Below are 24,664 nucleotides of genomic sequence, written 5' to 3' on the forward strand. Positions count from 1 at the left end.
CAGCCTCGACGGGCAAAACACACAAATCTTCGGTCAATCCGCCTCACTAAAATGATTCCACTTTACCGAAATTCGGAAACGGCGTATGTGTCGCGTAACCCGGCCCAAGGAAGAGGGGCGTATCGCGATCGTCACGAACGCGGGCCGGATGGCGGTGGACGTAGGTCACATCGGCGCGAAGGGTTTTGCAGGGCGGGCAACCGTGAGCGAAAGCCTCGCGCACACGACCGGTGTGATCTGCGTACGGCGAAATCGTGTGGTCCTGACGCCCGGGGTCTGTGCGTCAAGTCTCGCAGTGATGCGTGTGGCCCAACCGGGCCCTCACATCAGTCATCCGCGAGACGACGGGGGCAATAGTGCATCGCTCCCCGGGGAGAGCACGACATAAGTCGTAAACCCACTGCGCAAGGAAGGCCGGATGTCTCGGCTTCACCTGTATGCCGCTGTGCAGCTTCTCGTAGCGCAACCATCGCACAGTGGACCGCGGGTGCCAGCCGGCACCCGGTCTTCCCTGCGCCCTCTTTCAATTGAGGGCAAGGCGACCAAGCAAAGCTCGGGCGAGAAAGGCCGCGAGGATGCGAAGCTGTGTCTCCACCTCGTCATTGCGAGGAGCTCTTGCGACGAAGCAATCCAGAGTTTTTCCGCGGAGGGACTCTGGATTGCTTCGCTGCGCTCGCGATGACGGCGTGGCGACGCATCGCATTTTACACGACCGTCATAGTCTCTAATACCCACTAACCAACGCGCGACTTAAAACTGTCATAATCACTAAAATGGAACGGCGGCTGCGGCCTTTTTACACGCCATTAAGCGGGGGTGCATTGGATGCGGCGGGAAAGTGCGTTGGGGACTGCAATGAGTGCCGCGAAGAAGATGCCGGGCAAACCGGCCACCGAAATGTTTGACGACATCCCGGTGCTTCAACGCAAATGGCGAGCCGCGTTGAAGCCGGGTGACCGGCTGCCACGCTATGAGGACGTGATGCTCGGCAGCTTGGGGCGGCTGGCCGACCATATCGCGTTGCTCAAGGGGGACGGCGCTCTCGAACTCTCGCGCAGCGGACGATACGTGCAGAAATGGCTCGGCGAGGAGCGCTGGGACATTCCGGTCGCCGAGCTGTCGCCGGATTGCGCCACCGCGCTGTCGGAAGCGGTGGCAAGCGCGCTCAAGAACGGACAGCCGCACCAGGCCAGCACCCATTGCGTGCGCGACGGCATGGTCCGGACCTACGATGTACTGGCATTGCCGACGGCCTCGCGCTGGGGCGCGACGCTGGTCGGCGCCTACGTCAACGAGCGCGGCGCGCAATATAATCTGCTCGACGCGATCTTCGCCTCGACCGATGACGCGGTGGTGTCGCTGGCGACCCTGCGCGATGCCAACGGCGTGCCGTTCGATCTACAGGTCGTGCACCACAACAGGAGCGCCGGGCTGCTGCTGCAGGCCGCGAGCGGAAGCCTGCTGTGGCGACGGATCGGCGAAGGAAACACGCTGCTGGCTTCGTCCGAGATCATGAATTTTCTGCTCAAGGCCGTCTCCGGTGGCCGCGGCGAGCAGCTCGAGATCGAGCACGAGGGCCGTTATCTGCGGCTCAGCGCCACCGCCTTCGCCGACGTGGTCTCGCTGACAATCTCCGATGTCACCGCGCTGAAGCGCCGCGACGCCTCGTTCCGCCTGCTGTTCGACAACAATCCGATGCCGATGTGGGTGTTCGACGCCGAGACGAAGCAGTTCCTTAGCGTCAACGACGCCGCTGTCCAGCATTACGGCTACAGCCGCGCGGCGTTCCTGCGCATGACGTTGCCCGAGATCTGGCCCCAGGACGAGTGGGACAGCCATGCCGAGGCGCTCGAACGCATCGGCGACACCTATCATTCCTCGCGCAACTGGCGGCATCTGCGCGCTGACGGCAGCGAGATCGAGGTGCTGACTTTCGGCCGCCGCGTCGCCTTCGACGATCGCGACGGCTATCTGGTCGCGATGGTCGACATCACCGAGCGGCGCAAGGCCGAGGCGCGGATCGCGCACATGGCCCATCATGACGGGCTCACCGATCTGCCGAACCGCGAATATTTCCAGAAGCGCTTGAAGCAGGCACTCGATCGGGCCGCAGGCAAGCGCGTCGGCGTGCTCTATATCGACCTCGACCTGTTCAAGAACATCAACGACTCCTTCGGGCATCCGGCGGGCGACCGCCTGCTCAAGGAGGTGGCCGAGCGCCTGGTAACCGCGGTCCGCGGCGCCAATCTCGCAGCAAGGCTCGGCGGTGACGAGTTCGCCGTGATCCTGGCGGCCGACGTCTCGCCGAACGAGGCCAGCGCCTGTGCGGCCCTGCTGATCGACATGCTGAAAGCGCCCTACGACATCGACGGCCAGGAGATGGTGATCGGCGCCAGCATCGGCATCGCGCTGTCGCCGGGCGACGGCGTGACGTCGGAAGAGTTGATGCGCAACGCCGACATGGCGCTGTACCGGGCGAAATCCGACGGCGGCGGCGTGCATCATTTCTTCGAGCGCGAGATGGATCTCCAGGCGCAGAAGCGCCGCGACATGGAGCTCGATCTGCGCCGTGCGTTTGCCAATGGCGAGTTCGAGCTGCACTACCAGCCGCTGGTGTCGATCGTCTCCGACCGTATCTCCGGCTTCGAGTCGCTGTTGCGCTGGCATCATCCCGACAAGGGCATGATCTCGCCGGCGGAATTCATTCCGGTCGCGGAGGACATCGGCCTGATCACCCAGCTCGGCGAGTGGGTGCTGCGCGAGGCCTGCGCCGAGGCGGTGAAGTGGCCTGTTGACGTCAAGGTCGCGGTCAATCTGTCGCCGGCGCAATTCCGCAGCCGCAACCTGGTTCAGGTCGTGATCTCGGCTCTGGCGCAATCCGGCCTGTCGCCGAAGCGGCTTGAGCTCGAAATCACCGAGTCGATCTTCCTGGCCGAGACCGATGCGAACCTGGCGATTCTGCATCAATTGCGCGAGCTCGGCGTCAGCATTTCCATGGATGATTTCGGCACCGGCTATTCCAGCCTTAGCTATCTCCGCAGCTTCCCGTTCGACAAGATCAAGATCGACCGCTCCTTCGTGAAGGATCTGGCACTGCGGCCCGACTGCGGCGCGATCGTGCGCGCGATCTCCGGGCTCGGGCGCAGCCTCAACATCACCACGACCGCAGAGGGCGTGGAGACCGAGGACCAGCTCGACTGGCTGCGCGCCGAAGGCTGCAACGAGGTCCAGGGTTTTCTGTTCAGCGCGGCGCGGCCCGCAGCCGACATCGCAAAGCTGCTGGCCGATTTCGGCCAGCGCGCCTCACGGGCGGCGTAACTCGTCGGGGAAGCAGTCGTAGACCAGCGCCTTGAACGCCGGCGTGATGCGGCCGCGCTCGTTCTGGGTCTGCTGCATCAGGACGTAGACCATGTCGAGCTTGGGATCGACGCCGAAATAGGTGCCGCTGCCACTGTCCCATTTCAATTCGCCGATCGATCCCGCCGGCGGCGGCTTTGCGTTGCCGGGATCGGTGCGCACGCCGATGCCGTAGCCATAGCCGAAGCCGTCGCCGGGGAAATAGAAGTAGTCGCGGGCGACGCCGGAGCCGGGGCCGACGTGATCGGTCGTCATCGCCTTGAAGGCAGCGGGGCTGAGGTAACGCTTGCCGTCGAACTCGCCGCCGTTGAGCAGCATCTGCGAGAAGCGCTGATAGTCGGTGATGGTCGAAAGCAGGCCTCCACCGCCGGATTCCCATTCGGGATGGGCGAGGCGGTCGCGCTCGCCGGCGAGCAGGATCGGGTCGTTCGGCAGCGGCCGCGCCATCCGCGTGCGCTCCTCCGGCGTCGTCAGCACGAATTTGGTGCTGGTCATGCCGAGCGGATCGAGGATGCGTTGCTTGAGGAACTGGTACAGCGTCTGGCCCGAGATGATCTCGATGACGGCGCCGAGCACGTCGGTGGAATGGCCGTAGCGCCACAGCGTCCCGGGCTGACGGGTCAGCGGCAACTTGGCGATGCGGTCGGCGAACTGCCTGTTGTTGAACGGGCCCTCGAAAATATTGGCGGCCTGATAGACCTCCATGACCCATGGGGCGCCGATATAGTCGTAGCTGATACCCGAGGTCTGCCGCAGCAGATCCTCGATGTTGACAGGGCGGACCGGCGGCTCCAGTCCGAGCGTCGATGTGCCATCGGGCTCGATGCCGACCTTGGTGTCGGCAAAGAGTGGAACGTATTTCGACACGGGGTCTTTGAGCGCGAGCTTGCCTTCGTCGATCAGCATCATCGCGCCAAGGCACGTGATCGGCTTGGTCATCGAATGAATCGAGAAGATCGTATCGGGCGTCATGGCGAGGCCCGTCCTGGTGTCGCGCACGCCGAAGGTCTTGAGATAGACCGGCTTGCCGTGCTGCTGCACCAGGATCACCGCGCCCGGCAGCCGGCCGCTCGTCACCTCGTTGTTGAAATAGTCGGTGATGCGCTCGAGTCCATCCGGCGACGGGGCGGGGATGTCGGCGGCGCGGCTCCGCGCCATCGTGCCGGCCAGCATCGCGGCCCCGACCAGAAATTCACGACGCTTCATCCGGGCTTCCTCCCTGGTCGGGAACAAAGCCGCAAGACATTCGAGGCGTCAACAAGACTTCGATTAAAAGCGCGTCACGATTTCGGAAAGGACCGGTCGCGGACGATCCTCGCTCGGCTTGGTCGGCGTGCCCACGTGAACGAGGCCGGCGAGCTTTTCGTCCGCCTTGAGGCCAAGCCCGTCCAGCACGTCGCGATCGAACGAGAACCAGCCGCTCAGCCAGCAGGCGCCGTAGCCGAGCGCGGTCGCGGCCGTGACGATGTTCATGACGCTCGCGCCTGCCGACAATTCCTGCTCCCATGCCGGCACCTTGGGATGCGGCTTGGTGAAGCTGACGATGCCGATCACCAGCGGCGCATCGGTGAGGCGTTTGCGCTCGGTCTCGATGTCGGCTGCAGGGGCGCCGGGATTCTTCCGCGCAAAGACCTTGGCGATCACCTCGCCGGCGCGCTGGCGTGCGTCGCCTTCGAAAATGATGAAGCGCCACGGCGCGAGCTTGCCGTGATCGGGCACGCGCGCGCCGATAGTCAAAATGGTCTCGAGCTCGGCCGGCGAGGGGCCGGGGCCGGTCATCTCGCGCGGCTTGACCGAGCGGCGGGTTTTCAGGAGTTCGATAGCGTCGGGCACTGCGGTTACCTCATCGGCTGGTCGTCGGGCGTGCCATGTCCAGATAGGCATGCACGCCCGCAACCGAAAGCGAGTTTAGATCGATTTCAGGGATCAGACCGCCTCGCGCATCCGCCGGACATCCGGCGGGGTGGCCTCGTCGACCAAGGCTGCGATTGCCTCCGCGGTCGTCATCACCTTCTGGCCGTCGCTGCCGAGCCGGCGGATCGAGACCGAATGCGACTCGGCCTCTTTCTTGCCGACCACGAGCAGCGCCGGGATCTTGGCCAGCGAATGTTCGCGGACCTTGTAGTTGATCTTTTCGTTGCGCAGGTCGATCTCGACCCGAAGCCCTGCGCGCCGCGCCTGCTCCAGCACCTGCTTGGCGTATTCGTCGCCTTCCGAGGTGATGGTCGTGACCACCGCCTGCACCGGCGAGAGCCAGAGCGGGAAGTTGCCGGCATAGTGCTCGATCAGGATGCCGATATAACGCTCCATCGAGCCGCAGATCGCGCGGTGCACCATCACCGGCGGTTTCTTGCCGCCGTCATGGTCGATGTAGAACGCACCGAACCGCTCCGGCAGGTTGAAGTCGACCTGCGTGGTGCCGCACTGCCAGTCGCGACCGATGGCGTCGCGCAGCACGTACTCGAACTTCGGCCCGTAGAAGGCGCCTTCGCCCGGATTGATCTCGGTCTTGATGTGATTGTTCTGCGCCTGGATCTCGCGCAGTACAGTGGCCATCACGCGTTCGGCGTGGTCCCACATCGCATCGGTGCCGACGCGCTTGTCCGGCCGGGTCGAGAGCTTGACCGTGAGATCGCCGGTGAAGCCGAAATCGGCATAGGTCGACAGGATCAGATCGTTGATCTTGAGACACTCCTCGGCGAGCTGATCCTCGGTGCAGAAGATGTGCGCGTCGTCCTGGGTGAAGCCGCGCACGCGCATCAGGCCGTGCATGGCGCCGGACGGCTCGTAGCGATGCACCACGCCGAACTCGGCGAGCCGAAGCGGCAGGTCACGGTAGCTCTTCAGGCCGTGCTTGAAGATCTGGACGTGACCGGGACAGTTCATCGGCTTGAGCGCGAACCAGCGCTTGTCCTCGGCCTCGTCGCCGGCCGACTGCGCCGCGAACATGTTCTCGCGATACCAGCCCCAATGGCCGGAGGTCTCCCACAACGACTTGTCGAGGATCTGCGGCGCGTTGACCTCATTATAGTCGCCGGTCAGGCGGCGGCGCATATAGGCGATGAGCTGCTGGAAGATGGTCCAGCCCTTCGGGTGCCAGAACACGACGCCCGGACCTTCCTCCTGGAAGTGGAAGAGGTCGAGCTCGCGCCCGAGCTTGCGATGGTCGCGCTTCTCGGCTTCCTCGATCTGCTTGAGATAAGCGTCGAGGTCCTCCTGCTTGGCGAAGGCCGTGCCGTAGATGCGGGTCAGCATCGGGTTGTTCGAGTCGCCACGCCAATAGGCGCCAGCCACCTTCATCAATTTGAAGGCGTTGCCGACCTTACCGGTCGAGGTCATGTGCGGGCCGCGGCAGAGATCGAACCAGTCGCCCTGGTAGTAGATCTTGATCGGCTCGGTGCCGGGAATGGCGTCGACCAGCTCGACCTTGAAGGCCTCGCCCTTGTCGCGGAACACCTGTTTTGTCTTTTCGCGATCCCAGACTTCCTTCGTGAAAGGTTTGTCACGCGCGATGAGCTCGCGCATCTTTTTTTCGATCGCGGCAAAATCTTCCGGCGTGAACGGCTCGTTGCGGAAGAAGTCGTAATAGAAACCGTTTTCGATCACGGGGCCGATCGTTACTTGCGTGCCCGGCCACAGCGACTGCACGGCTTCCGCCAGCACGTGTGCGCAGTCGTGGCGGATCAATTCGAGCGCGCGCGGATCGTCGCGGTTGACGAACTCGATCTTCGCATCGGCTTCGATGGGATCGTTGAGGTCGGCGACTTCGCCGTCGAGCGCCATCGCCACCGTGCGCTTGGCCAGCGACGGCGAGATGCCCTTGGCGATATCAAGACCGGTGATGCTCTTGTCGAACTGGCGCTGGGCGCCGTCGGGGAAGGTGAGGGTGACTTTGGCGGCAGGGGTCACGGGCTTCAGATTGCTGAGGGAATATTGGAAGCCGGATTCGGACTTCGCTTGATCAGACTTCGCTTGATCGGACTTGGGATCAGACTTGGGTTGATCGGATTTGAGTTGATCAGATTTGGGCTGGTCGGACATTGCTTTTCTCCTGAGGCTCACTCCTGCGAACGAGCGCAGGTAAGCGGGAACGAGCGATATATCAGGCGATTCGGCCTGTGCAATCCGGCAATTCCAAGAAAGTGGCGCGCAAAAGCCGGGGCAGCGCTCCAACTATTTCGAACGACGCCCTTTCACTGGTCGCGGGCCTGTTCTACATGCACTTGCATGGAAAGTCCCCGCGCCGGCCGTTTCACGGCAACCGCCCTGATGCTTGGCAATCTCGTCACCGGTTGCTCGGTGCTGGCGCCGGCGGGGATGCTGCCGGAATTGTCCGCCGGACTCGGGGTCAGCATCCATGCGGCCGGCCTGCTGATCACCTTCGGCGCGATCACGCTGTGCATCGGCTCGCCGCTGACGGCGTGGCTGACCAGCCGCATCGAGCGGCGGGTCTTGCTCACGACCACGCTCGCGGTGCTCGCCCTTGGCAATCTCGCCTCGGCCTTTGCGCCCGACTATGTCAGCCTCCTTGTCATCCGCCTGGTGATGCTTGCCGTCGGCGCCCTCTACACGCCTCAGGCTGCTGGCACGGCGGCGTTGATCGTGCCGGCGGAGCGGCGTGGCAGCACGATTGCCTACATCTTCCTCGGCTGGTCGTTGGCTGCCGCCATCGGCCTTCCTCTGATCACCTTCATCGCCAGCCGATATGGCTGGCGCGCGGCCTATGGCGAGATTGGCGCGCTCGGCTGCATCAGCTTCCTGTTGCTGCTGGTGCGCCTGCCGGCGGGTCTGAAGGGCACGCCCGTTGATCTGACGACCTGGAGCGCGGTCGGGCGTAGCCGGACCATCCTGTTGCTGCTTGCGATCACCATGCTGCAAATGTCCGGACAATTCGTGGTGTTCACTTTCATGGGGCCGCTGCTCAAGAAGCTCACCGATGCCGGCCCAGATGCGATCGGCATGGTGTTCGGCACCTATGGCGTCTGCGGTTTCCTTGGTGTCGTCATCGCGACCCGCATCGTCGACACCTGGGGACCTTACCGAACCTCACTGCTGTTCACATGCCTGCTACTCGTGGGCATCACGGGCTGGGCGCTCGGTGCCGGTACGCTCATGTTGATGGCAGGCACGGTCGCGATCTGGGGATTGGGTTTCGCCTCGACCAATTCGATGCAGCAGGTGCGGCTGGTCGCAGCCGCGCCGCAGCTTGCATCGGCGACCGTCGCCCTCAACACCTCCGTGCTCTATATCGGCCAGGCCGTCGGCTCCGCCATCGGCGGACTGCTGTTCGCCCGCGAGCTGCTGTATCCGCTCGGCTTCGTGGCGGCCGGCTTCGTCGTGCTGGCGCTGATCCTGGTGGTCCTGAGCCGGCCCAAGCGGGCTGCCGCTCCAGCCTGAATCGTGCGTTTTCCTGTGCTCAAGGCGCTTGGCAAACCGCGCGGGAGAGCGCTAGAAGGCCCGTCATGGGGACCAAAGAGAGTTGACTGAAATGAGGATGATTCTGGCGGTTGCCGCGGTGCTCTATTCGGCCTCCGCGTTTGCGCAGACCGACAAGCCACCGATGGTGGGGGACAAGCCGCTGGTGCAGGTGAAGCCCAAGGGGGCCAAGGCCGGCACCAAAGAGGCCGCCGCCAAGCCGGCTGCAGCACCGAAGGGCAAGCCGCAATCGATCGCGGCGCGGCTTCAGGCCTGCCTCGAAACCGACGACGGCACCAAGGACCGGCTCAACTGCTACGACGCCATTATCCCGCCGACGCCCAAGCCGAAGCCGGCGAAGGCCAAGGGCTACGCCGATTGCCGGTTCTTCAAGGAAGAGGATGAGCGGCTGGCCTGCTTCAACGGCTTTGCCGAGAGCATTCCGAAGCTGCCCAAAAGCTAGAGATCAAGAGCTGAGGTTCGAGGGCCGGGCGCCTAGTCGGCGATCCGGCTCAGCACCGCTCTGAAGGCAACGCCCGGCACTTGCAGCGCGGTGCCTTCGAACTCGGCCGTGTCGCCGTCTTCCCGGCCGGCGAGCGTCAGCGTGATCCGGTCGATGCCGAACAGCGCCTTGAACAATGGGTCGTCGTTGTAGCGCTCGGTCGAGATCTTGACCCTGATGCTGTTGCCTTCGCCCGTGTAGGTGCCGATGAAGGCAAAGGCCGAATTGCCGCCGCGCATCTTGCCATCCGTCACGTAGACCACGCCGCAGCCGGTTCCGTGAACCGTGTGGAAGTCGACCTTGTACAGTCCCTGGCGCAATGCCTGTCCCCGCGCTATTCCAAGTGCACTGGTTCAAGTGCAGTCTGGCCGGCAAAATATGGTCGTGGCCAGCAGAAGCAATCCGGTTGCTGCCGGGGATTACCGGCCATCAACATCACATTTTGATCATGGCCTGATGGAGCTGCAGTCAGCGCGGCGGAAATGCCGGCGCGCGCAATATCCGGACTAACGACCTGATGCGGAAGAGTTGGTGGCTGCGACGCGTGTCAGCGCCAGCGCCGGCGTTGCCGACATCTTCACCAGCACGTCCTTGAGCGGGTATTGCGTCCACGCGCGATTGACGTAGTCGCGGTGGGTGATGCCGTCGCCGGTTTCGACGAACACGACACTGCCGGGACGCAAGGGTCCGTCCATGTCCTCGGAAACGCCGATGCCCTTCTGTCGCAACATGCTCATCAACTCGCGGTCGCGCCGTGCGGTGTAGTGAGTATAGGAGCTGACGAAGAAGCCCGAGCGATGGCTCTCGATCCAGGACGCGAACTTGTCCATTTCGCCGTAGACCGCATCGAGCAGCACGACGCCGCGGACGCGATCGCTGATGCCGCCGACCTCGAGACTCCAGGCGGTCGGCAGGAAGCCGCCGCTATAGCCGACGATCACGATCGGCATGTTGGCAAAGGCGCGTGCGCTGTTGGGATCGCCGGTCAGCTGCGCGAGGTGGCTGGCCGACTCCTCCATGAAGCGCTTGAGGCCACCAGGCTGCCAGAATTTTCCGGCGCTGGAGTCGGCGGCATCGACGGCCATCTGCGGCGCGAGCAGGACGGCATTGGCGCCGGAATCGGTGATCTGCTGCGGCACCAGCTGGCGATCGCGTACGTCGCGCTCGAGTGTTGCGCCGTTGCCGTGGAAAAACACCACGATCACGCCAGGCTTGCGCACATCGAAATGCTCGGGGACGTGCATGAGCACGCGGCTGTCGTTGTAGGTCTCGTCCTGCCAGAACACGCGTCCGGAGTAGCTGCGGTGGCCGCGGCGGTCGCCCTTGGAGATATTCAGGAAGGGCGCGTCGGACGCAGGGTTGTTGCCGAAATAGGGGAAGGCCGAGGACTTCATGCTGACGAGGGTCGTCAGGTCCTCACGCGGCGGACGCTGGTAGGGGATCTGCGGCGCGAGCGAGGCGACCTTGTACGGCGCCTGGTCCGGCTGTTGCTGCACGGCGCGCTTGGGCGAGAAGTCCGACATCTGCCGTTGCAGCAAACTCTCGCTCGCCGAGGGGAAGCGCTCCTTGAACTGCGGAGCCGGGAAGCGATCCTCGAACGTATCGCCGCTGGCAACTCGCGAATTGGTCTTGGCGACGGTCTGATCGACGACCGGGACATTGGCCTGCGAGTTCGCCGCGAGCGCCGCAGGATTGGGCGCCTTGCCGCATTGAACCAGTGTCAGCGACAACGGCACCAATCCTGAGATCAGGGCGACCCGAAGCGCACGACGACGCGTGCCGGACACCCTGGTCCGGTCAGCACGCATGTCTGCTCTCAATTTCGGAACGGCCCCGACCATCCACCCATGACCCCAAGTCACGACCCAAGTCACACGTCCATCGGCAATCTTAAGACAATTGAGCCGACTGGCGTTTAGGCGACGTTAAGTGTCCGGAGAAACTTCCCCACATCCGGAACGACCAAAAAAGACCACGCAAACGTGTCGCGATTGTGGGAGCGACGTGCGTATTTCCGCGGCCGACTACGGGTTTATTGCCCAAAGGCGGGCACAAACGGTGGCTAATTACCTAATTTGACCGCCTCATTTAACCCTTGTTAACCCTGCTTGAATTGACTGGACCAATCTGCACGATGCCTCCCATGAGGCGTGACGCCTGAGGCTGAGGACCCAGATGACGGCATCAGATGCGGGAACCGCGCCCTGGACCGGACGGCTGACCGGCGGCTCCGGGGTTTCCGTTCTGGTCGCAACCGCAATCGTCGTGGCCGACATGATCGGGGTCGGCGTCTTCACCAGCCTCGGCTTCCAGGTCAAGGACATCCCCTCGGGCTTCTCGATCCTCGCGCTGTGGACCGTCGGCGGCATCGTCGCGCTGTGCGGCGTGTTCTCCTACAGCGAGTTGGGCGCGATGTTTCCGCGCTCGAGCGGGGAGTACAATTTCCTCGGCCGCGCCTATCATCCGGCCTTCGGCTTTCTTGCCGGCTGGGTTTCGGCAACGGTCGGGTTTGCCGCGCCCGTAGCGCTCGCGGCCATGGCTTTCGGCGAGTACGCCAAGTCCGTTATGCCTGGGGTGCCACCGATCCCGCTCGCCATCGGTGTGGTGTGGCTGGTCTCGATCGTGCAATTGACCGGCGTCAGGCACTCCTCGACCTTCCAGCTGATCTCGACCATCCTCAAGGTCGTGCTGATCGTTGTTTTCCTCGTTGCAGGCTTCGTTGTCGGTACGCCGCAGCCGATCTCCTTTGCACCGCACGCCGGTGATCTCGCCCACATTGTCAGCGCGCCTTTCGCGATCGGGCTTGTCTTCGTGATGTACTCGTTCTCGGGCTGGAATGCCGCGACCTACATCATCGGCGAGATGAACATGCCGCAGCAGAACCTGCCGCGGGCGCTGCTCGCTGGCACGCTGATCGTGCTGGTGCTGTATGTCGCGCTCAACGCGGTGTTCCTCTACTCGACACCCATCAGCGCGCTGGCCGGACAGCTCGACGTCGCAAGCGTGGCCGGCAACGCCATCTTCGGCAGTCTCGGCGGCCGGATCGTCGGCGCGATGATCTGTTTCGGCCTGATCTCCTCGATCAGCGCGATGATGTGGATCGGCCCGCGCGTGATGATGACGATGGGAGAGGACATCCCGGCGCTGCGCGTGTTCTCGAAGCGATCGGTGAGAGGCGCGCCGGCCTATGCCATCCTGTTTCAGCTTGCGGTCGCCAACCTGCTGCTGTTCACGCGTAGCTTCGCGGCGGTGCTCGACTTCATTCAGTTCTCGCTGCTGTTCTGCTCGTTCTTCACCGTCGCCGGCGTCATCAAGCTGCGCATCACCGATCCCGACCTGCCGCGACCCTATCGCGCCTGGGGATACCCGTTTACGCCGCTCATTTTCCTGCTCGTGACCGCGTCCATGATGTACTACCTCTTGACCGAGCGGCCGGTGCAGTCGCTGTCGGGGATGCTCGTCATGCTCTCGGGCCTGTTGATTTATGCAGCTTTCCGCAGGCGGCCGGTCGCCGCTGCCACGTTACACAATCGCGAATAGACATGTTTCGACCCATGAGAATTGCGGCCGTCGCTCTTGCCCTTTTGGCCGCGGCCATCTCGTCCACGCGCGCGGCCGAGGTCACCTTCGACGATACTGCGCGCTTCCTCGCAGGCATGCAGCCTTCAGCGGACTCGCCGCTGGTCGCGCTCACCAGGGACCCGTCCTGGCAGCATCACGCAAAATTCTTCGACGGTGCCTTCGCCCAGCTCGAGCAGCGGCAATTGTCGACGATCCGGAGCTGGTCGGACCTCAATCTCGCGGCGCCGCGGCCGACCATGTTCTATTTTTTCAGCGGCCCGGATTTCCTCTACGCCAACGCCTTCTATTCCAAGGCCAGCACCTACGTGCTTGGCGCGCTGGAGCCGGCCGGTGCGGTGCCCGATCTGACCAGGCTGCCGCGCGGCTCGGTCAATGCCGCGCTCTACAATGTCGAGCGCTCGCTCGGCTCGATCCTGAGCTTCTCCTTCTTCATCACCAAGCAGATGAAGGTCGACCTGCACGCCAACCAGGTCAACGGCACCTTGCCGATCCTCTACGTCTTCCTGGCGCGCTCCGGCAAAACCATCCGCAACGTCGAGACCGTCGCGCTCGACGACAAGGGCGGGGTGCACACGGGCAATGACAACCCGGGGCCGAATGCCACGCGCGGGGTCCGCATTACCTTCGCAGGCGCCGACGGCGAGGCGCGCACGCTGTATTATTTCTCGACCGATCTTTCCAATTCCGGTGCGCGCGCGGCCGGCTTCCTGAAATTCTGCGAGACGCTCGGGCCCGGTAACAGCCTGCTCAAGAGCGCATCGTATCTCCTGCACGCGGGCAATTTCACCGTCGCCCGCGACTGGCTGCTCGCCAACAGCGCGACCATCATCCAGGATGATTCCGGCATTCCGCTCGCCAACTACAATGCGCGGCAATGGCGGTTTTTCCCGTTCGGCCGTTACCTCGGCCCGATCAGCGAATTCCCCGGTCGGTACCAGGAGCGCTACGCCGAGTTGTTCACGCGGGCGCAGCCGATCGATTTCGGCGTCGGCTATCGCTGGCGGACGCATGAGTCGAACCTGCTGCTGTCGGTGAAGATCCCCGGGAGCGAGGCCGCGCCGGCCGCGGAGACGACCTCGTTTGCCGAACCGCAACCGAAACCGCGGCCGAAGCGGCCGCGTCCGCCCGAGCCAATCCCGCCGCCGCCCGGACGCTTCTTCTGGTTCCGCTAGCGCCTGCTAAAGTGCTGCCTACGTTGTCGGGCTTTGTGCCACGACGACCAGCACCTCTGCCTTCTGCCGGCCGAGGCTCCTGACCTCGTGCGGTGTCTCGCCTGAAAAATACAGGCAATCGCCCTTGCCGAGGACGAGCTCTTCGCCGTCGAGCTTGATCGCGATCTTGCCGTTGATGACGAATAGCAATTCCTCGCCTGCATGCGAGGCCCGCGTCGCTGATTTATGCGGCGGGCTCAAGAGGAATGGCTCCATCATCTTGCGGGTGCGGCCGGTCACCAGCGGGACCACGCCAAACGTGTCCTGGAACAGCGGCACATTGCCATCTTCGCGGCGGAACAGCGTGTAGCGCGGCGCGGGCTCCGCGTTGGGGTCGAAGAAATTGGCAACATTGACCTCGAGCGCGGCGGCCATACGCAGGAGCGCCGCGAGCGAGGGGATCTTCAGGTTGCGCTCGACCAGCGAGATGTAACCGCGCGTTAGGTCGCTCTGCCTGGCGAGCTGGTCCAACGTCAGGCCCTTGGCGATCCGCGCCTGGCGGATATTGGCCCCGACCGCTGTCGCTTTGCTGACGTCAAGCACGCATGAGTCTCCGAACTGCTGATGCTTCTTTTGCAACAGATGCCGTCCGACTGCCAGCCCGGCGGCGCGGGCGGCCCGTCCGGGCGGCTGGCAGATGTATTCCTAAAGAAAACTCATGCGCAGAAATTTCAAGCAGGAGCGCGAATATTGTGAGCAGATGCGCTGGTATATCGCGCAAAATCGCCAAAAAATGGGGCAAATGACGCGTTCTGCCGCGATCAGTGGCAATCGCCGCGTTTCACGATATTGATTTCCAGCAGTAAACATGATCGATTTTGACCGTCCCGGCTGCCGATGGGCTCCGCGGACCGAACCAACTGCTTTTCCCTGGCGCCGGTACCTTTTGGAGAGATCGATGACCGTAGCAGACGACATAGCCCTGAACGTAGCGCCGGACGAGGCGGCGAGCTTGCGACGGATCGTGTGGTCGAGCGTGATCGGCACCGCGGTCGAATGGTACGATTTCCTGATCTACGGCACGGCGACCGCACTGGTCTTCAACAAGGTGTTCTTCGCCGCCGGCAACCCCGCGCTCGCCACCATCGCGGCCTTCGGCACCTACGCGGTCGGATTTCTGGCGCGACCGCTCGGTGCTGCGATCTTCGGTCACTACGGCGACCGGGTCGGTCGCAAGGCGATGCTTGCAATCACGATCATGGTGATGGGCATCGGCACCTTTCTGATCGGCCTGCTTCCGACCTACCAGCAAATAGGCATCGCCGCGCCGCTGCTGCTGATCGGATTGCGTTTCCTCCAGGGCATCGGCCTCGGTGGTGAATGGGGCGGCGCGGTGCTGATGGTGGTCGAGAACTGTCCGACCCACCGCCGCGGCCTGCTCGGCAGCATGGTGCAGGTCGGCAATCCCATCGGCAATCTCGCCGCGATCGGCATGTTTGCGCTGGTGGCAAGCCTGCCGGAAAGCGACTTCATGACTTACGGCTGGCGGATTCCGTTCCTGATCTCGATCCTGCTGGTTGGCGTCGGTCTCTATATCCGCCTCAACATGGAGGAGACCGCGGCGTTCCGTCAGGTTCAGGCCAAGAAGGATGTCGCGAGCCTGCCGCTGGTCGAGATCTTTAGGCATCATCGCAAGCCCTTCTTCACCGCCGTGGGGCTGAAGATCTCCGAGATTGCCTATGCCAGCATCGGAGGCGTGTTCGTGATGTCCTACGCCACGGCTAATCTCGGCCTGTCCCCCACGGTGGTGCTGAACGGTGCGTTCGCGTCATCACTGGTCGCGCTGTTCGCCATTCCCTTGTTCGGCTGGCTGTCCGACGTCGTCGGCCGCAAGAGGATGTTCTACGCGAGCTGCCTGTTCTCGGCGCTGTTTGCCTTCCCGCTGTTCTGGCTGCTGAACACCCGCGATCCCACCATCGTCATCTGCACCATCGTGGTCGCGATCACCTTCGGCCAGATGGTGATGTTCGGCATCGGCGCGCCCTGGTACTCTGAGCTGTTCTCCGCACGGCTGCGGTACAGCGGCGCCTCGCTCGGGTTTCAGGTCGGTGCGGCAATCAGTGGCGGTTTGACGCCGCTCATTGCAGCCTCGCTGATGGCCTGGAGCGGCGGCGCCACCTGGCCGGTGTCGCTGCTGCTGATCGCTTGCGCCGCCATCACGGCGACCGCAACCACGTTCGCGCCGGAAATGGCGAACAAGGAACTGACCTGATCCCGCAGCGCGCCGCTGCTTGCGGCGCGCCATCGCTTCTCACAAGGATTTTGCCATGCTCGATACCATCAGCGCCGGTTCGGCGCAGAGCGCGGCACGCCTCGGCTGGACCGGCGTGGTGCGCTTTCTTCATCTCGCCCCGCGTGCCTTTCTGCCGATGCGCGCCGCGGAATCGATCACTCTCGTCGCCGGCCGCGGGATCGAGGGCGACCGCTACATGATCGGCAACGAAGAGGGGTTTTACTCGCACAAGCCTGAAGAGGGCCGCCAGGTCACCCTGTTCGAGCTCGAGACGCTGGTTGCGCTGAGACGCGACGCCGGCATCGCGCTCGGCCCCGAGGAGCACCGGCGCAACGTCACCGTCGAGGGTGTGCCGTTGAACCATCTGGTCGGCCGCCGCTTCTGGCTGGGCGAGACCCTGCTGGAAGCAACGCGCCTTTCGATACCGTGCCGACATATCGAGGAGATCACCGGCAAGGCGATCTTCGATCCCCTGATCAACCGCTCTGGCCTCAACTGCAAGATCCTGCAAGGCGGCATCGTCAGGGTCGGCGACACCGTGCGGAACGTGACATGAAGGCGCGCCCGATCACGACGGTCAAGACGGTCGTCGCCGGCATCGAGGAGGCTGGTGCAGGCATCAAGCTGTTCACGCTGACCGACCCGGACCAATGGGAGCTGCCGCCGTTCAAGCCTGGCGCGCATATCGACCTGCATCTGCCGAATGGGCTCGTGCGGACCTATTCGCTGTGCAACGAGCCCGCCGACAACACGCGTTATGTCGTCGCGGTCAAGCGCGAGGCGGACGGACGCGGCGGTTCGCGCACCCTTCACGACGAGATCGGGATTGGCGATGTCATCGGCGTCTCGCTGCCGCGCGGCGGCTTAGACCCTAGTGCAGACATCGCACGCCATGTCTTCATCGCAGGTGGCATCGGCGTGACGCCGTTCCTGTCGATGGCGCGGCACCTCGCGCGAACGGGGGAGGCCGACTTCACGCTGCATCTGATTGTGCGCGAGGAGGTGCCGCTCTCCGCGCACCTCGCCTCGCTGATTGATGCGAGCAGCGTCGTCGTGCATCGCACGTCCCGGGCTGGGCGACCTGATCTTGCGGCGCTGGTCGGGGAGGGCGGATCGGAAACGTTTGTCGCCTGCTGCGGCCCTGAAAGCATGACTGACGATTTCGAGCGTGTGACCGCAACGTGGCCGGCAGCCAATGTTCACGTCGAGCGCTTCGTCGCACCGCCGCCCGTCATCGATCCCGACACAAAACCCTTCACGCTGTCATTGCTGCGCTCGGGCACCGAAATCCAGGTTCGGGCCGGCCAGACCATGCTGGACGCCTTGCAGGAAGGTGGCATCGACGTCGGAGCCTCGTGCTGCGGCGGCATCTGCGGCGCCTGCAAGGTCGGATGGATCGAAGGCAAGCCCGTGCACCGCGACCGTATCCTGTCGCCCTATGAGCGTGAGCGCTATCTCATGGTTTGCGTCGCGGGGTCAGACGGGGAGCGGTTGGTGTTGGACCTCTAGGCTACCAGTGCACGCTCTGGCTCGGCACGATGAATGCCGTCGTGCCGGGCGGCGTTGCAAGGCTTGTCGCCAGATACCAGCCGGAGCCGACGACGAGCACGAGCAGCGCGACGATCGCGATCATGTCGATGGTTCGGGGATCGTGATCCCGCGGATGAAAGCCAAGATGCGGACCAAGCCTAAAATGAAAATGAGGGCTGATTTTCCAGCGCATTGTTATTTCCTCCCTGGGGAGCAACACAACAACGCGAGGAAAAAGTTCCTGTTCCGCTCAGAGCTGCGATGCGCAAAGCACCGCAGCATGCTTACGAACCGTTGACGCCGCGCCAGCGGCCGTAGCGCCAGGGCAGGTACCAGCGCGCAGCTTTCGGCGCGGCGAGAGGCACGTTGTCGATGCCTGAGGTGCCGAATGGGTTGCAGCGCAACAGGCGTGCTAGCGTCATCCAGCCGCCGGCCCAGAGTCCGAACCGCTCGATCGCCTCATCGCCATACACGGAGCAGGTCGGCAGATGGCGGCAGTTGTAGCCGACCAGCGGCGACAGGGTGTGTCGATAAAGCCAGATCAGCGCGCGACCGAATCTGCGGGGTAGCCGCATCGCTTCGTTAGCGGGGGTGGAACATTGCTCGCAAGTTGAGTGCTTCATGTGCGCTGTGCCGACATCCTGTGCGCGCTGATGTGCAGTTCCAATGCAGGGAACAGCGGGCTGTTGTGTCCACGCCATAGTTTGCCTGCTTTCTGGGAGCACTGCAGCAAGTACCTATGGACGATCTGTATTCCCCCGGATACCATTTTTGTGACGTTCATGTGAGACTCACTGGAACGTCGAAACGGGGCTTGCCTGAACGCTCTTGGGGCTTGGGGAAGGGACCAGTTTGAAAGTTCTGAGGTCGCTCAATCTACGTGGCTGGTTGCTGGTGGGAACCGCCGCTTGTGGGGTCGTGTTGGCCGGTGCCGTCGCGACCTTCGGCTCGTCGGCCAGCGCTGGCGCTTCACTCGAAGAGCGCAAGCTGCCGATGAAATTCGGCTGGGTCGCCTGCGAGCCCAACTGCCGCGGTTGGGTCAGCGCGGTCGGCATCATCACTGCTGATACACCGAAAGATTTCGACGACTTCGCCCGCGGACGCCAGCTCGGCGGCGCGACCGTCGTGCTCGATTCCAGCGGCGGTTCCGTCAACGACGCCATCACGCTCGGCCGGCGCTTCCGCAATCTCGGCCTTCTCACCACCGTCGGCATAACTCAGCAGGGCGGCGGCGGGCAGAGCGCCCGTCCGGCGGTCGCCTCGGAAGCCTATTGCGAATCCATGTGCGTATTCCTGCTGCTGGCCGGCAAGAAGCGCTACGTGCCGGAAGCGGCCCATGTCCGCGTCCATCAGATCTGGATGGGCGACCGCGCCGATGACGCCAAGGCGGCGAGCTACAGCGCGCAGGATTTGATGATCGTGGAACGCGACATCGGCCGGCTCGCCAAATACACTTTTGACATGGGTGGGGCCGGCGACCTCCTGTCGCTCGCGCTCAACGTGCCGCCCTGGGAAGATCTCCATGAGCTCGACGCAGCCGAGCTGAAGCTGACCAATCTCGTGACGACCGATCTGGTGGCTGACGTGCTGCCGCATGTGGACGTCATGGCGCCTGCGCTGGCGGAGCTTGGGCCGAAGACGCAGGCAAGGTTCGGCGAGGAGCAGGCGCAGCCTGCCAAGTCGACCAAGACGGCGGAAGCTGTGGTCCCCACCGGGACCGTGGCAGCACCGGCCGCGGCACCACAGAAGTAAGAGCTTCAGTCCAGGCTCAGCCCTGCGCGGTGGCCGGCTGCTTCGCCTTGGCCTCGATCTGGCCGATCGCGTCCACCACGGCATCGAAGGTCAGCAGCGTCGAAGCGTGGCGCGCCTTGTAGTCGCGGACCGGCTCGAGGAATTTGATTTCCTCCCACTTGCCTTCGGGAGGCGAACCATTCTCTTTCAGCATCTTGCGAACGGTTTCGCGTAACTCACGGAGTTCGCTCGCAGTCGAGCCGACCACGTGACTTGCCATGATGGATGAAGAGGCCTGGCCCAGCGCGCAGGCCTTCACGTCATGCGCGAAGTCGGTGACGGTGTCGCCCTCCATTTTGAGGTCGATCTTCACAGTCGAGCCGCACAGTTTGGAATGGGCGGTGGCGCTGGCATCGGGGGCCGACAACCGCCCGAGGCGCGGAATATTCCCGGCCAGCTCGATGATCCGCTTGTTATAGATGTCGTTCAGCATGTGATGGAGTCCAGCACTTACCTGCCGGATCGGCCTTGGCGGGCGCGATCCATGGTCCTATATAGGGTCGGAACTGGCGGAAAAACAGTCCGGCGGTGCGTCGGCGATGATCCAGATCTGCATTGCCGGCGTTCTTGCCAAGAGACCTCTTTCGCCAAATACTGTTCTCTTCAGGCGTCCGGCGGCTTGTCCGCCCCGTCTGCCGGTGACACTCCGGCCGCGAGGCCGTCGAACGGAGTCGATATGGACGCTGCAATCAAATCCATCCGCCCGAGCAAGCCCTCTGACAAGCAGCTCGAGAGCCGCCCGGCCGAGCTCGATCCTGCCGAATTCCTCGCGGCCGCCGTCCGCGCCGACCAGCCGCGCCCGGCGCGTGCCGAGGCTGAAGCTGCGGTCAAGACGCTGCTCGCCTATATCGGCGAGAACACCGGGCGCGAGGGCCTGCTCGATACGCCGCGCCGCGTCGTCGAGGCCTTCGACGAGCTCTATCAGGGCTACCACCAGTGCCCCGCCGAGGTGCTCGACCGCACTTTTGGCGAGACCGCCGGCTATGATGACTTCGTGCTGGTGCGCGACATCGAGTTCACCTCGCAATGCGAGCATCACATGATGCCGTTCTACGGCAGGGCACACATCGCCTATACGCCGGTGGAACGCGTCGTTGGCCTGTCGAAACTTGCGCGCCTGACCGACATCTTCGCCCGCCGGCTTCAGACCCAGGAGCATCTGACGGCGCAGATCGCAGCCGCGATCGATGAGATCCTGAAGCCGCGTGGCGTTGCCGTCCTGATCGAGGCCGAGCATACCTGCATGTCGGTGCGCGGCGTCGCCAAGCATGGCGCCTCCACCTTCACCAGCCGCTACACCGGCATGTTCCGCGACAACCCGGCGGAGCAGGCCCGCTTCCTGTCCATGGTGCGAGGCATGACGCGCTGACCTCGCGAACAACTGGCGAGATTTGTCGTGTCCGCTCACTCCCACGAGATCGAGGAAGGCCTGGCCTTCCTCCCCAAGTTCGATGCGAACGGCCTCGTGACCTGCGTGGCGACGGACGTCGCCACCGGTGACGTGCTGATGGTCGCGCATATGAATGACGAGGCGCTGCGCAAGACTATTGCCACCGGCGAAGCCTGGTACTTCAGCCGCTCGCGCAATGCCTTGTGGCGAAAAGGTGAGACCTCAAGTCAGACCCAGCGCGTGGTCGAGATCCGCACCGATTGCGACCAGGACGCGGTCTGGCTTCGCGTCGAGCAGATCGGCGCCGCCTGCCACACCGGCCGCCGGTCCTGCTTCTATCGCAAGGTCGAGGCCGAGGGCGGTGGTGCAAAGCTCGTCTTCGTCGATGCTGACAGGCTGTTCGATCCGAACGCGGTCTACAAGAAATAGCGAGCTGTCATTCGGGGGCGCGAAGGCGCGAGCCCGGAATGACTCGGGGAGGGGTCGCCCACGGAATTAACCCCGCGTTAACCATAATTGTCCCACGGTGGGACGATCAGGCGTCCGAATTGCCGGCGCCGCTCAAACGCCGCGCGGGCCGGTCACGCCATCATGTCGGTCGACAATTCCAATGCCTCGCAGACGGCCGCAACCGACTCATCGCGGCGCGTTGCGGGCGCGATCAAGCAGGCTTCGAGCCAGACCGGCGTCAGCTTCGAATACATGCTGACCACCGCCAAGATGGAATCGGATTTCGATCCGTCGGCCGGCGCCACCACCTCGTCTGCCCATGGGCTCTATCAGTTCATCGACCAGACCTGGCTCGGTACGGTGAAAGAGGCGGGCCCCCAGCTCGGCTATGGCAACTATTCCGACGCCATCAGCAAGACCTCGTCGGGCACCTATACCGTCGACGATCCCTTCATGAAGCGCTCGATTATGAAGCTGCGCGACGATCCCGAGGCCGCGTCCAGCATGGCGGCGGCATTGACACAGTCCAACAGTTTCAAGCTCACCGGGCTGCTCGGCCGTAGGCCGTCCGACAGCGAGCTCTACATGGCGCACTTCATGGGCGTCGGCGGCGCGGCGAAACTGATCGCCAATGCCGAGGACAACCCGCAGGCCGTGGGTGCGCGGCTGTTTCCCAATGCGGCCTCCGCCAACCGCTCGATCTTCTACGCCAAGGATGGCCGTGCGCGCAGCGTTTCCGAAGTCTATTCGGTGCTGAACGCGCGCTATGCGAGCGCCTCGAATGCGAGATCCACGCGCAGCGCGATGGCGATGTATGGCGACACGCCGTCGACGACGCAGGTCGCGAGCGCCAACGGCGTGCAGCCCACCGTGCCGATGGTCAATGGCGCCGCCTATCTCCAGACCTTCCCGGATGCACGCGGCGTGACGCCGGTGAGCGCGACATCGTCGACGACGGTCGCTGACAACACGCCGATCACGCCGGCATTCCGTTCGATCTATCAGCCCGGCGATGCGACCCAGCCGGTCTCGACGACGGTGCAGAAATTGTGGGGCAACAACGCCTCGCTCACCTCGGTTGCGTCAGCGACGCCCGACGTGCGGCCGCCGCAGCCGCTCGATCTGTTCAGCGATCGCACCGGCGCGTTCTCGAGCTAGTTGCGCGATCGCAGCCGTTAGGCTGCTCTGTTCCCTTAACAAATCATCAACAAAACCAGCCAGTTATGGTGAACGCTTTGTTAAGCGTCGTGGTTTATTTTGTGTTGCAGGTGACAAGCCGTCACCGTTTCGTTTTTTCGTTGCGTAAGCCGGAAGCACAATGATTGTTCGGCAGTTCATCAATTGGATCAGGACTGCGCCCGCCGGTGAGCGGGCGGAGGCAACGCGGGCACTGGCCCGGGCCTGGCTGATCTCGGATCTTTCTCACGACGACCGTGTCGCTGCCGAAGGCGCGCTGCTGATGCTGCTCGACGATCCATCGCCGCTGGTACGGCAGGCGATGGCCGAGGCGTTTGCGCGCAGCACGGATGCGCCGGCGTCGATCGTGCGGGCGCTGTCGGCGGACCAGCCGACCGTGGCGCTGCCCGTGCTCGAACATTCGCCGCTGCTGATCGATGCCGATCTCGTCGACATCGTCGCGACCGGCAATGACGAGGTGCAATGTGCGGTCGCCCGCCGCATCGCGCTGCCGGTCTCGGTCTGCGCCGCCATTGCCGAGGTCGGCTGCGCGGCCGCTGCGCTGGAGCTGATCGAGAATCCTCACGCCGAGCTGGCACCGTTCTCGTGGAATCGCATCGTCGAGCGTCACGGCCATCTCGCCGCGATCCGCGAGGCGATGCTGGTGCTGGACGACATTCCGGCCGCAACGCGCGCGGCGCTGGTGGCAAAGCTCTCCGAGACGCTGGCGCAGTTCGTCGTGGCGCGGAACTGGCTGAGCGCCGACCGTGCCGAGCGCGTGACGATTGAGGCGCGCGATCGCTCCACCATGAACATCGCGGCGCGCTCGCGCGGCGACGACATGCAGGGCCTGGTGAAGCATCTGCGGATCACCGGCCAGCTCACCGCGGGCCTGATCCTGCGCGCGCTGCTGTCGAGCAATCTCGAACTCTTTGATGCGGCACTGGCCGAATTGGCCGATCTGCCGCTCGCGCGCGTCTCCGCGCTGCTGCACGACCGTGGCGGCAACAGCCTGCACGCGCTGCTCCGTCGCGCCGGGCTGCCCGAGGCGACGTTTGCGGCGTTCCAGGTCGCGCTCGATGCCTGCCACGAGCAGGGCTTTGTCGACACCGACGACACCGCGGCGCGGCTGCGTCGGCGCATGGTCGAGCGCGTGCTCACCCATTGCGAGACCGACCGCGGTGCCACCGAGCCCCTGATGGTCCTGCTGCGCCGCTTCGCCACCGAATCCGCGCGCGAAGAGGCAAGGTTGTTCTGCGATGAGCTCGTCGCGGAAGACACAATCGATCCGGTGTATGACGATCTGATCGCGGCGTAACGAGACGCCGTAGGGTGGGTCCGAAGGCGTAACCCACCTCTTTAATTTCGGCGGTGACAGAAGTGGTGGGTTACGCTGCGCTAACCCACCCTACACTCTCTGCAATGACGAGAGGAAAGCGCTATTCCGCCGGCACGATGCTCGGCGCGAGGATCACTTCGAGATGCTCGGGGCGGTCGCGGTTGACGTCGGCGAGGTAGTCGTCGGCGACCTTGCGCAAACGGCGGCTGAGCTCGGCGGAGACGCTGATGCTGTCGAGCTTGGTGTTCTCGTGCACGATGGCGAGGATCGCGTTGATGTGGTGCGTGAACAGCTCGGCTGGTACCCTCTCGAGATCCGGCGCGTGCTCGAGGATGCGACACAGGCTCTCGGCAGCGCCCGCCGCGGCCGGAAAACCGAACGTGGCGGCGTCGCCCTTGATGTCGTGCGCGGCGTGGAACAGCTCGTCGCGCCGTCCCTTGGTGAAGCCGTCGTTGCGGATGGCGACGTAGGCAGACGACAGCCGATTGACCTCGGTCGTCATCCAGATCTTGAACTCGCCGGACAGATCGGCAAGCGCCTGCTCGGCGCGTGCGATCGGATCGTCCATGTCCTTTTTATCGACCCGGCGCAGAACTTTACGCAGCGGATTGGGCTGCGTGATGATTTGATGCGTGGCGAAGGCCTTGACCTCGATGTCTCGTGCGCTGTTCTTCGCCATGATGCCTGC

The 24,664-nt window shown here is 63.9% G+C and carries 23 protein-coding genes; 13 read left to right on the forward strand and 10 right to left on the reverse strand.

The genetic code is table 11. The features are described from left to right. The first annotated feature begins 855 nt into the window (after nt 1–855). Complete coding sequence (locus FXB40_RS43370) at nt 856–3,318, forward strand: EAL domain-containing protein (RefSeq protein WP_148778359.1); 2,463 nt, start codon at nt 856–858, stop codon at nt 3,316–3,318. Here FXB40_RS43370 and FXB40_RS43375 read toward each other — a convergent pair. The 3 genes from FXB40_RS43375 to thrS form a co-directional block, all read right to left on the reverse strand. Continuing rightward, nucleotides 3,304–4,563, reverse strand: coding sequence for a serine hydrolase domain-containing protein (locus tag FXB40_RS43375; RefSeq protein ID WP_148778360.1), 1,260 nt, complete (start codon nt 4,561–4,563; stop codon nt 3,304–3,306). The two genes, FXB40_RS43370 and FXB40_RS43375, sit on opposite strands and share 15 nt — an antisense overlap. A gap of 63 nt (nt 4,564–4,626) precedes the next feature. Next, the gene (locus FXB40_RS43380; RefSeq protein WP_187437533.1) at nt 4,627–5,190 is read right to left on the reverse strand and encodes a nitroreductase family protein; all 564 of its coding nucleotides are present in this window, start codon (nt 5,188–5,190) and stop codon (nt 4,627–4,629) included. Between the two features lie 93 nt (nt 5,191–5,283). After that, nucleotides 5,284–7,398, reverse strand: coding sequence for a threonine--tRNA ligase (thrS, locus tag FXB40_RS43385; RefSeq protein WP_187437534.1), 2,115 nt, complete (start codon nt 7,396–7,398; stop codon nt 5,284–5,286). 186 nt (nt 7,399–7,584) lie between these two features. On the opposite strand from thrS, the gene FXB40_RS43390 reads away from it, so the two are divergent. Next, nucleotides 7,585–8,754: an MFS transporter gene (locus FXB40_RS43390; RefSeq protein ID WP_148778363.1), complete on the forward strand. Its 1,170-nt coding sequence runs from the start codon at nt 7,585–7,587 to the stop codon at nt 8,752–8,754. Nucleotides 8,755–8,845: 91 nt separating this feature from the next. Then, entirely contained in the window at nt 8,846–9,235 is a 390-nt protein-coding gene (locus FXB40_RS43395) for a hypothetical protein (RefSeq protein WP_148778364.1), read from the forward strand. A gap of 32 nt (nt 9,236–9,267) precedes the next feature. Here FXB40_RS43395 and FXB40_RS43400 read toward each other — a convergent pair whose 3' ends face one another. Both FXB40_RS43400 and FXB40_RS43405 read right to left on the reverse strand, forming a co-directional pair. Then, complete coding sequence (locus FXB40_RS43400; RefSeq protein ID WP_148778365.1) at nt 9,268–9,594, reverse strand: GrlR family regulatory protein; 327 nt, start codon at nt 9,592–9,594, stop codon at nt 9,268–9,270. 186 nt (nt 9,595–9,780) lie between these two features. Continuing rightward, nucleotides 9,781–11,082 carry an alpha/beta hydrolase gene (locus FXB40_RS43405; protein ID WP_246208327.1) on the reverse strand — a complete coding sequence of 434 codons (1,302 nt, stop codon included), beginning with the start codon at nt 11,080–11,082 and terminating at the stop codon, nt 9,781–9,783. Nucleotides 11,083–11,449: 367 nt separating this feature from the next. Here FXB40_RS43405 and FXB40_RS43410 point away from each other — a divergent pair, with 367 nt between their 5' ends. Next, a complete protein-coding gene (locus tag FXB40_RS43410; RefSeq protein ID WP_148778367.1) occupies nt 11,450–12,814 on the forward strand; it encodes an APC family permease in 1,365 nt (454 codons plus the stop codon). Nucleotides 12,815–12,816: 2 nt separating this feature from the next. Then, nucleotides 12,817–14,028 carry a hypothetical protein gene (locus tag FXB40_RS43415; RefSeq protein WP_148778368.1) on the forward strand — a complete coding sequence of 404 codons (1,212 nt, stop codon included), beginning with the start codon at nt 12,817–12,819 and terminating at the stop codon, nt 14,026–14,028. An 18-nt stretch (nt 14,029–14,046) separates the two neighbouring features. Here FXB40_RS43415 and FXB40_RS43420 read toward each other — a convergent pair whose 3' ends face one another. Further along, nucleotides 14,047–14,610 (reverse strand): helix-turn-helix domain-containing protein, encoded by a 564-nt coding sequence (locus FXB40_RS43420; RefSeq protein WP_148778369.1) that lies wholly within the window; start codon nt 14,608–14,610, stop codon nt 14,047–14,049. A gap of 355 nt (nt 14,611–14,965) precedes the next feature. On the opposite strand from FXB40_RS43420, the gene FXB40_RS43425 reads away from it, so the two are divergent. Genes FXB40_RS43425 through FXB40_RS43435 form a run of 3 tightly spaced genes read left to right on the forward strand, consistent with a single transcriptional unit; the run spans nt 14,966 to nt 17,809 of the window. Beyond that, on the forward strand, nt 14,966–16,279 hold the full coding sequence (locus FXB40_RS43425; protein WP_148778370.1) for an MFS transporter: 1,314 nt from the start codon (nt 14,966–14,968) through the stop codon (nt 16,277–16,279). 55 nt (nt 16,280–16,334) lie between these two features. Further along, nucleotides 16,335–16,856, forward strand: coding sequence for an MOSC domain-containing protein (locus FXB40_RS43430; protein WP_148778371.1), 522 nt, complete (start codon nt 16,335–16,337; stop codon nt 16,854–16,856). Then, on the forward strand, nt 16,853–17,809 hold the full coding sequence (locus tag FXB40_RS43435) for a PDR/VanB family oxidoreductase (RefSeq protein WP_148778372.1): 957 nt from the start codon (nt 16,853–16,855) through the stop codon (nt 17,807–17,809). Before FXB40_RS43430 ends, FXB40_RS43435 begins: the two co-directional genes overlap by 4 nt. Before the next feature lies 1 nt (nt 17,810). Here the strand turns inward: FXB40_RS43435 and FXB40_RS43440 are convergent, their stop codons facing one another. Then, on the reverse strand, nt 17,811–18,023 hold the full coding sequence (locus tag FXB40_RS43440) for a hypothetical protein (RefSeq protein ID WP_148778373.1): 213 nt from the start codon (nt 18,021–18,023) through the stop codon (nt 17,811–17,813). Nucleotides 18,024–18,114: 91 nt separating this feature from the next. Continuing rightward, nucleotides 18,115–18,453: a membrane protein insertion efficiency factor YidD gene (gene yidD, locus FXB40_RS43445; RefSeq protein ID WP_148778374.1), complete on the reverse strand. Its 339-nt coding sequence runs from the start codon at nt 18,451–18,453 to the stop codon at nt 18,115–18,117. Between the two features lie 229 nt (nt 18,454–18,682). Between yidD and FXB40_RS43450 the strand changes: the two genes are divergently transcribed. Then, nucleotides 18,683–19,582, forward strand: a complete 900-nt coding sequence (locus FXB40_RS43450; RefSeq protein ID WP_187437535.1) for a COG3904 family protein — start codon at nt 18,683–18,685, stop codon at nt 19,580–19,582. A gap of 16 nt (nt 19,583–19,598) precedes the next feature. On the opposite strand, the gene FXB40_RS43455 is transcribed toward FXB40_RS43450, so the two are convergent. Then, the gene (locus FXB40_RS43455) at nt 19,599–20,054 is read right to left on the reverse strand and encodes an iron-sulfur cluster assembly scaffold protein (protein ID WP_148778375.1); all 456 of its coding nucleotides are present in this window, start codon (nt 20,052–20,054) and stop codon (nt 19,599–19,601) included. Nucleotides 20,055–20,297: 243 nt separating this feature from the next. On the opposite strand from FXB40_RS43455, the gene folE reads away from it, so the two are divergent. The 4 genes from folE (at nt 20,298) to FXB40_RS43475 (ending at nt 23,955) form a co-directional block, all read left to right on the forward strand. Continuing rightward, on the forward strand, nt 20,298–20,990 hold the full coding sequence (gene folE / locus FXB40_RS43460; RefSeq protein ID WP_148778376.1) for a GTP cyclohydrolase I FolE: 693 nt from the start codon (nt 20,298–20,300) through the stop codon (nt 20,988–20,990). A gap of 27 nt (nt 20,991–21,017) precedes the next feature. After that, nucleotides 21,018–21,440 carry a phosphoribosyl-AMP cyclohydrolase gene (gene hisI / locus FXB40_RS43465; protein WP_148778377.1) on the forward strand — a complete coding sequence of 141 codons (423 nt, stop codon included), beginning with the start codon at nt 21,018–21,020 and terminating at the stop codon, nt 21,438–21,440. A gap of 162 nt (nt 21,441–21,602) precedes the next feature. Next, a complete protein-coding gene (locus FXB40_RS43470; RefSeq protein WP_187437536.1) occupies nt 21,603–22,619 on the forward strand; it encodes a lytic transglycosylase domain-containing protein in 1,017 nt (338 codons plus the stop codon). A gap of 160 nt (nt 22,620–22,779) precedes the next feature. Further along, nucleotides 22,780–23,955 carry a DUF2336 domain-containing protein gene (locus tag FXB40_RS43475; protein ID WP_148778378.1) on the forward strand — a complete coding sequence of 392 codons (1,176 nt, stop codon included), beginning with the start codon at nt 22,780–22,782 and terminating at the stop codon, nt 23,953–23,955. 121 nt (nt 23,956–24,076) lie between these two features. Here the strand turns inward: FXB40_RS43475 and FXB40_RS43480 are convergent, their stop codons facing one another. Further along, nucleotides 24,077–24,655, reverse strand: coding sequence for an Hpt domain-containing protein (locus FXB40_RS43480; RefSeq protein WP_148778379.1), 579 nt, complete (start codon nt 24,653–24,655; stop codon nt 24,077–24,079). Between the last annotated feature and the right edge of the window lie 9 nt (nt 24,656–24,664).

The organism is Bradyrhizobium rifense (assembly GCF_008123425.1).
GTDB lineage: Bacteria > Pseudomonadota > Alphaproteobacteria > Rhizobiales > Xanthobacteraceae > Bradyrhizobium > Bradyrhizobium rifense.